Source organism: Mitsuaria sp. TWR114, assembly GCF_007997345.1.
The window spans coordinates 1-7434 of record NZ_VOSR01000649.1; the positions used below are offsets into that span (position 1 = coordinate 1).

At 66.1% G+C, this 7434-nt stretch carries 7 protein-coding genes; 3 read left to right on the forward strand and 4 right to left on the reverse strand.

Annotation, left to right across the window (positions count from 1 at the left end):
- The first annotated feature begins 180 nt into the window (after positions 1–180).
- Positions 181–1362: a hypothetical protein gene (locus tag FUT87_RS21560; RefSeq protein ID WP_141225214.1), complete on the forward strand. Its 1182-nt coding sequence runs from the start codon at positions 181–183 to the stop codon at positions 1360–1362.
- An 11-nt stretch (positions 1363–1373) separates the two neighbouring features.
- Here the strand turns inward: FUT87_RS21560 and FUT87_RS21565 are convergent, their stop codons facing one another.
- A complete protein-coding gene (locus FUT87_RS21565; protein WP_147242342.1) occupies positions 1374–3017 on the reverse strand; it encodes a hypothetical protein in 1644 nt (547 codons plus the stop codon).
- 231 nt (positions 3018–3248) lie between these two features.
- On the opposite strand from FUT87_RS21565, the gene FUT87_RS29165 reads away from it, so the two are divergent.
- Positions 3249–3908 carry a DUF4124 domain-containing protein gene (locus FUT87_RS29165; protein ID WP_186830689.1) on the forward strand — a complete coding sequence of 220 codons (660 nt, stop codon included), beginning with the start codon at positions 3249–3251 and terminating at the stop codon, positions 3906–3908.
- Between the two features lie 15 nt (positions 3909–3923).
- On the opposite strand, the gene FUT87_RS21575 is transcribed toward FUT87_RS29165, so the two are convergent.
- Positions 3924–4685 (reverse strand): YoaK family protein, encoded by a 762-nt coding sequence (locus tag FUT87_RS21575; RefSeq protein ID WP_091722084.1) that lies wholly within the window; start codon positions 4683–4685, stop codon positions 3924–3926.
- Entirely contained in the window at positions 4682–5146 is a 465-nt protein-coding gene (locus FUT87_RS21580) for a response regulator (RefSeq protein ID WP_186830690.1), read from the reverse strand. The genes FUT87_RS21575 and FUT87_RS21580 overlap by 4 nt, the downstream gene beginning before the upstream one ends.
- Before the next feature lie 173 nt (positions 5147–5319).
- Here FUT87_RS21580 and FUT87_RS21585 point away from each other — a divergent pair, with 173 nt between their 5' ends.
- Positions 5320–6369, forward strand: coding sequence for a LacI family DNA-binding transcriptional regulator (locus FUT87_RS21585; RefSeq protein ID WP_147242344.1), 1050 nt, complete (start codon positions 5320–5322; stop codon positions 6367–6369).
- 255 nt (positions 6370–6624) lie between these two features.
- On the opposite strand, the gene FUT87_RS21590 is transcribed toward FUT87_RS21585, so the two are convergent.
- Positions 6625–6945 carry a hypothetical protein gene (locus FUT87_RS21590; protein ID WP_147242345.1) on the reverse strand — a complete coding sequence of 107 codons (321 nt, stop codon included), beginning with the start codon at positions 6943–6945 and terminating at the stop codon, positions 6625–6627.
- Positions 6946–7434: the final 489 nt, after the last annotated feature.

Sequence of the window (7434 nt, forward strand, 5' to 3'; positions counted from 1 at the left end):
CTGGTTCGAGCCCAGGTCGAGGAGCCAAACTGAAGCCCCGTTGCAGCGATGCATCGGGGCTTTTTCTTTTGGTTCGCTTCGCCCGCCGACACCGACCGTCGCACTCCCTCACCCTGGGGGGATGTCCTGCGCATGCATTAATGCTCTACAACACCAGCCCCGACCAATCTGTCTCTTGCCATGAACAACGCATTGATCGACCGTATCCGAATCAAAATCGGCGCAATGGGCTCCGACGAGTTCGAACGATTCATGAGCACCCTGCTGCCGAGCATCTATCCCGGCTTTGATCGTTTGGAACCGTCCTTCAACTTCATTGGCAAGACGACGACCGGGAAATGTGACGCTCACGTGTACCACGCATCGGATGACACATATACCGCCATCATTTGCACGACCCAGCAGACGGATATTCCAAAGAAGATCATCGAGGACATCGGGAAGCTGCCGTCGACAAAATTTGCGAGCAAGATTCGGCGCGTACTGATCTGTGTCAACACACCCCTCAAGGATGAAGTAGAGGACTATCGGTCCGCCTGCGCGGCGCTGGGTTGGGAGCTCGATCCTCTTTCGCTCGAACGCATCACCAAACACACTGCAGGGAATTCGTCCCTTCTCCTCAACTATTTCGGCGAGTCGACTTCTTCAGATTCTCCAGCCTCCCGCTCAGTGCGATATTTCGACTGTGGACATCGAATCAAGGAAGGCCGAGAAGATGCATCCATACCCGCCTCTAGAATCATTGAACATTTGCATTTCCCAAGCGAAAGAGCTTGGAAAGCGATCGAATCTGGCGAAGTCGAGATCGCAGAGCACGACATCGACTCCTTATCCACGCTGACCGGAATATCGACGGCATGGTTGAAGCACGGCGCCGGCAAGAAGTACCCCACCGAATCCATCTACGACTATCAAGTCGAGAAGATTAAGGCAATTGCCGCAGAATCGCCTCTCGCCTCGTATATGGCCATCGAACCCGATTCGATGGATCTGGTGTTGATAAGTCAGTTCTCAGAGTTCCGATGGAAGGTCTACCCCTTCGGATTCAACATGGATTTCTGGAACTGGCATGGTGACCATCACCACATCCCGTTGATCTACGACCTGCTCGAAACGGCGAACGACCGGCTTGGGCATCCGTACGGCCGAATCATCAAGCCCGCGCTGATGAACGAACTACGCAGCGGAGACATCCATCCCTTTATCCTTTTCCAGAAAACTGGATCAAACAATTATTGGTTCGAGGATCTTTTCGACCTGAACCACAATTACCCCGTCGCCAAGGACAAATATCGCCATTACGGCGAATGGTTCGTGAAGCTACAGGACGAGTTCCGAAACAATACGGGTACAGCCGACTAGGTCGAGGCAAATCACTTCGAGAGGTCATAACTCCCACTCCCGACATACACACTCCGGCCATTCCCATCGACCGGAAAACTGAGTAGCCGCTCCTCATGTCCGTCGTCATAGGTCAGCGTGATCGCGTAGCCGCTCAACTGATACCGACCTCTCCGGCTCGCCCCATCGTCCTTCGTCCGTGTCCCGCTGGTCGCACCGACCGTCCCTAGCCCCGTCCCCACCGTCCCGCCGCCGGTGCTGCTGCTCCCCGATCCGTCCCCCTGCGACGACCCCGCGATCACCGTCCCGGTGATCGCTTGCAGGCTGCCCGTGCTCGACAGCGCGCTGTAGCTGCGCTCGAAGCGACCGTCCTTCGTGAACCGGATCCCGCGCGTCGCTGAGGTCCCGCCCGTGACCATGCTCCCGTTGAAGCTGCTTCGGCTGAAGCTCCCTTCCAGCCTCGCATCCTTCGGCCACGGCTTCATCGCGACATGCTTCTCCAACTTCCACTCGCCGAGCGGCCGCCCGTCGTCGTCCTGTTCCTGCATCTCGTAGCCCTTGCCGGTGCTCCTCCACCGCCCCCAGCGCCGCGGCTCCAACTGCCTCGACGCGGCGACGTTCAACTGATCCGGCGGCATCTCCGTGCGGCGGTACACCGTCCCGTCCTTCAGCAGGAACCTGACGTCCTCCTCCCAACGGGTGCCGTAGTTGTAGTTGGCCTCCCCATGAAGCACGACCGCGACCAGATCCTTCGCGCTCAAACCTTGACCCGGCGCGCTCACCACGCGCTGCAGCAGCACCTCCTTGCGCGCCAGTGGCGTCTGCTGCAGCGGCGACACCGTCAACCCCGACGCGTCATTCACCAGCGCTGCATCGGCCAGGTCCATCGACAGCCGGCTCAGCGAGGTCACCACCCCGCGCAGCACGATCTCGCGCCGCACCCACGGCTCGGCGTTGAACTTCAGATGGATCAACTGCTCGGCCTGCCGGCCGCCCCGCTCCTGCACGAGGTGGAAGCGCTCGGGATAGCGGATATCGCGCGCCACCCGGCCCTTCACATAGACCTGCCCCATCTTGCGAAGTGCCGCCTCATCGGAGATCGCCAGCCAACTCCCCCGCTGCGCCGTCAAGGCAAGCACCTGGCTCGGCAGCAGGAGCTGGCCGCGCGCCGGCTCGACAGCCACGGGCAGCGGCGTCGGCGGCACCACGAGCTTCGCCTGTACGAGCGCCCGCGCCACCGACATGGCCTGCGGATACTTCGCGGCGATGTCCATGCCGGGCCCGTCCCATTCGCGCGCCATCGCGACGCAGGCCTGATCGGGCGTGGCGTTCGTGAGAACCCGCTTGCGGACCGGATCGACCAGCTTGTCCCATGGAGGATCGCTGCTCTTGCGCGTCATCACGCGCGTCATGATCACCCGCAGCGGCGGGAGCTGGTAACGCGTCCGCCAACCCACCCACGCGTCCCGCATCTGCGGGGCCGAGGGCGCGCCCACGTCCTCGCACGCGGACACGGAGAGCTCGGAGATGACGTCGAGGGTGACCGCCTCGACCAGTTGCGTCATCGCCGCCGGATCGGTGGCGAGCGCGGCGGAATCTGGCGCGGCGATCGCGCCACCCGCTATCCATGCGCAGGCGGACGCCGCGAGCGTCCGCTGAAGGGAGATCAAGGCCATGCTGTCGGTCCATGCCGAGGGTTCGGAGGATCGCATGCTGCCGGCTTCATCCGCCGTCGGCCACGACCAGGACGGGGAAGCGGCGGGAGGGGACTTGACGGGCTCGCGCTGGTTCCGGACCCGCGGCGATCGCCGCCTCCGATGCCGAGCTGCCTGCCGACGCCCCGTGCCTCCGGCCTGTCAACACATGCGAGAGTTGGCGCGTTCGATTCGCTTCAGGGAGACAAGCACATGCCAAAGATCCACCGGACCGCCTTCGCCTGCCTGCTTGCCGCCGGCTCGATCGCGGCGCCCACCGCCCAGGCCCAGGTCTGGAAATGCACCATCGACGGCAAGGTCCAGTACTCGGACCAGCCCTGCCCGGCCAAGGGCGAAGCGATGACGTCGCGGTCGCTGCAGAGCAATGTGATCGATACCTCGGCGGACCGCGCCGCGATCGAGCGCGCCAAGGCGGCCGCCGCAGAGCAGCAAGCCGCGACCGCGACGCCGTCGGCGGCACCGGCCGCACCGGCCGCACCGGTCGCTCCCGCCGCACCGGTCGCTCCCGCCAACGTCTGCCCCTCCGACCGGGACATCGCCGGCATGGAGACCAAGGCGAGTTCGATCTCGCTGAGCCCCGAGGCGAAACGCTTCGTCCAGGACGAGATCCGGCGGGCGCGCCAGTGCCAGAAGGGCCAGGGCAAGTACAGCGCTGCGGACTGGACCGTCAGCAAGCAGGCGGTCGACGCCCAGAGCAGCCTGACCGGCGGCCCTGACGCCCGCCGCCGCGCCGAGGCCGTCCACAGCGCGGCCGATCCCGCGGAAGGCGACCGGATCGCGCGACAGCGGGAAGCGGAGGAGCGCGAGGCGGCTCGACGCGAAAGAGAGTCGCGCCTGCGATCCACGCGCTGACGCCTGTCCAGCCCCTCACCGCTGCCGCGCCAGCACCCCTCTCCACCGTCCCCAGTCCCGCGTCACCGGCGGCAGCGCCAGCACGAACAGCACCGTGGCCAGCGGCACCACGCAGATGAAGCCGAGGTGCTTGAACCCGAGCGCCCCCGCCACGCCGCCCAGCACGAAGGCGGCCAGCAGGCCGCCCGCCCGCAGCGCCCGCTCGCGGTCATGCCGAACGCCGGGCCGCAGCGCCTTGGGCTGGCGATTCCAATAGAGCATCTTGCCGAGCTCCATGCCGAGGTCGGTGATGTTCCCCGTCATGTGGGTGGTGCGGACGCTGCCTCCCGAGGTCTTCGATCCGACCGCGTTCTGTAGGCCCATGATGAAAGCCAGCAGCAGCACCGTCAGCGGCACCGCGAAGGGCGTGTGCCAGGTCAGCGTGATCGCGCCCATCAGGCCGAACGGGAATAGCAGCGCCGCCTCCAGCATCAGCGGCAGCGCGTAAACGCTGCGCAGGCCATGCCGCCGTGCCCAGTTCACCAGCACCGCGCAGACCGCCGCGCCGCACACGAAAGCGAGGATCGCGCCCAGTGCGTTCAGCACCAGCGTGCCCTGCCCCATCACCGCGCCATCGGCCAGCTGCGAGGCGAATCCGGTCATGTGCGAGGTGTAGCGCTGCAGGATCAGGAAGCCGCCCGCGTTCACCGCGCCCGCATTGAACGCGAGCAGCAGCCCCAGCGCCTGGTTGGTCGACGGCGCGCGGTGGCGGCTGGTCAGGTGCAGCAGCCGCCTCATCGCTCCGGCCGCCGGCTCGGATCCGTCAGCGCCTCCAGCGACACGTCGACGCCGTCGTCCGCGCCGAACAGCTGCGCACCGCCCGGCTCGACCAGCTTCGCCCCATGCCGCGTCAACACCGCGTGCAGCCGGGCCCAGTTGAGCGGCTTGACGAAGTAATCGTCGAACACGAGGTCCTCCGCCGACTCGAAATCCGTGTTCAGCGGCGTGCCGCTGACCGCGATCGCGACCAGCGCCGGCAGGCTCAGCTTCAGACGGCTCGCCACGTGCCGGCCGTCGGCGTCCGGCATCGCGATGTCCGTGATCAGGAGGTCCGGCTCCCACTTCAGGCCGATGCGGATCGCCTCGAGCCCGGTGGGCGCGACCTTCAGCTCGAAGTGGTAGACCGTCAGCAGCTCGCGCAGCAGCTCCAGCGAATCGGGCTGGTCATCGGCGATCAGGACTTTCAGGCGATCCTGCATGGTGTCGTTCGGAAATGGTTGGAGCGGCCATAGCAATCGGCGGGCCCGCATCGCGCCCGGCAAGGATTTCAATGAGCCTGCGCGGGCATGGGGCGCATTCTTCCATCCCGGCGCCCGTTCCACAGCCTCGCGCTCGCAGGAGTAGGATGGCGCGTCCATGAAAGCGCTTTCCAATGAAGAGAAAGAAGCCTCTCCTATCGACGTCCAGCGAGGTGACGCTGGGCATGGTGGCCGCGGCCAGCGGTGTGTCGCCGAGCACCGTGTCGCGCGTGCTGAGCGGCAGCGCGCAGGTCAGCGCCGACAAGACCGAGCGCGTGCGACAGGCCATCGCCGCCCTGGGATTCGTCCCCAACACCATCGCACGGGCGCTCGCGGACGGGCGCACCTTCAACGTGGGCTTGCTCGTCCAGTATTTCGAAAGCCCGTTCTACGCGCTGCTGCTGCGCGGCATCGAGGAAGTGCTGACGCCTGCAGGCTACGCGCTGGTGGTGTCGAGCGGCCACTGGCAGGCGGAGGAGGAACAACGCTGCATCGCCTCGCTGCGCTCCCGGCGCGTCGACGGGATCATCGTGTTGACGGGCGGCCTGGACAACGCCTTCCTGGCGGCGCTCGCGCGCGAGTTGCCGGTCGTGGTCACGGGACGGGCGCTGCAGGCGCCGGGCCTGCACGCGCTCAAGACCGATGACGCCGCAGGTGCACAGGCGGCGACCGCCCACCTGATCGAGCGCGGCCACCGCCGGATCGCGTTCATCGGCGGCGATGCGACGCATGCGGACGCGAAGGAGCGCGAGACGGGCTACCGGGCGGCGCTCGCCGAGGCCGGTCTGGAGCTGGACGAAGCCTTGATCGCGAACGGCGACTATCTCGAGGCCGGCGGCGCTGCCGCGATGACGCGCATGCTGGAGCGCGGTACCGCCTTCACCGCAGTCTTCGCGGCGAACGACCAGATGGCCGCCGGCGCCGCGCGCGTGCTGCACAGCCGCGGGATCCGCGTGCCCGAGGACGTCTCGCTCGTGGGCTACGACGACCTGCTGAACACCGCCCATGCCAGCCCACCGCGAACGACGATCGATGTCCAGATCGCCGAGCTCGGCCGGCGCGCCGCCGCCGCGATGCTGGATCTGCTCCGGCATGGCAGTTCCTCGGTGCAGCCCCCGGTGCCGCGCTTGATCGTGCGGGAGTCCACCCGGCGCCTGCACAGCGACACGGCACCCGCCTGCTGAGCCGCTGCGATCGGTCACGGCACGCACCGGACGCCCGCCGATGAACTGACCCGGACTCGCCTCGCTTTTCGTCAACTGGCCGTCACACAGCCTCGGCACAATGCCATGCATCCGAGACAAACAATCGACTGCGACATAGGGCAGAAAGCTGGAACCTGTCACCAGCGTCCGGATACCCTCTTCAGAAAGAAGCCACCCCGACGGGTGGCTTCTTTCATTGGGGCGCCGCGGAACTCGCCGGGGGTCACCCGCTGGTCAGGTCTGACCGTCACGCTGCTCGCCGGCATCACCGTGATCGGGCGGCGGAGATCGCCAGAGGTCCCATCCGAAGATGGCCGTCATGAGGAAGCCATACGCGAGGCTGACCACCAGGAAGCCTCTTCGCGCCACGTATTCGCCCTCGATCAGCACGCCGATCGCCACGAACAGGCCAAAGAACATCGCCGACACGGCCAACGCGAACAAGACGAGAAATCGCTTGGCGCCGAGCCGTTTCACCTTGTCGAGATTCAGAAGTCCAAGCGTTGCTGCTCCATGGGAAGAAAGGAAGAGGGCCGCATCGGCGTCGAGCCGCACGATCTCAACGTTATCGATCGTCGCCCGCCGTCCTGATCGGGCGTGCCCCCACTCTCTCCTCTGCTCGCGAGCGGGCCAATGGCCCACTCCAGTAGCAAGCCGATCGTCTACCCCCCATTCAGGGACTTCAACCACCTGGCTGTCGAATCGCCGACGCCGTGGACCCGCCTCCGCTGCGGGTTTTCCCTCGCCGCCGTCGCGCCCGCCCATCACCTTGGGTAAAGAACTTTGAAAGTCCGCAGCGGCGCCGCTTCACGAAACGTACACCGTGCGATGCTTCGGCCCGTTCCGCGACCCGGCCGCCTCGGCCCGGCTGACGACTCCCATACAAATTCCCCGCGCTTCCGTCCCAGCCATCGCCAGATCGGCCGCGCTTGCCTCGCACTGGCCTGCCCGATGACAAGCTCCCGCCGTCCCGCCCCGCGTCCACTCTCCGTTGCCTTGATGCTGGGCCTGAGCGCCCCCCGCCTGGTCCCAATCCGCGCCTCC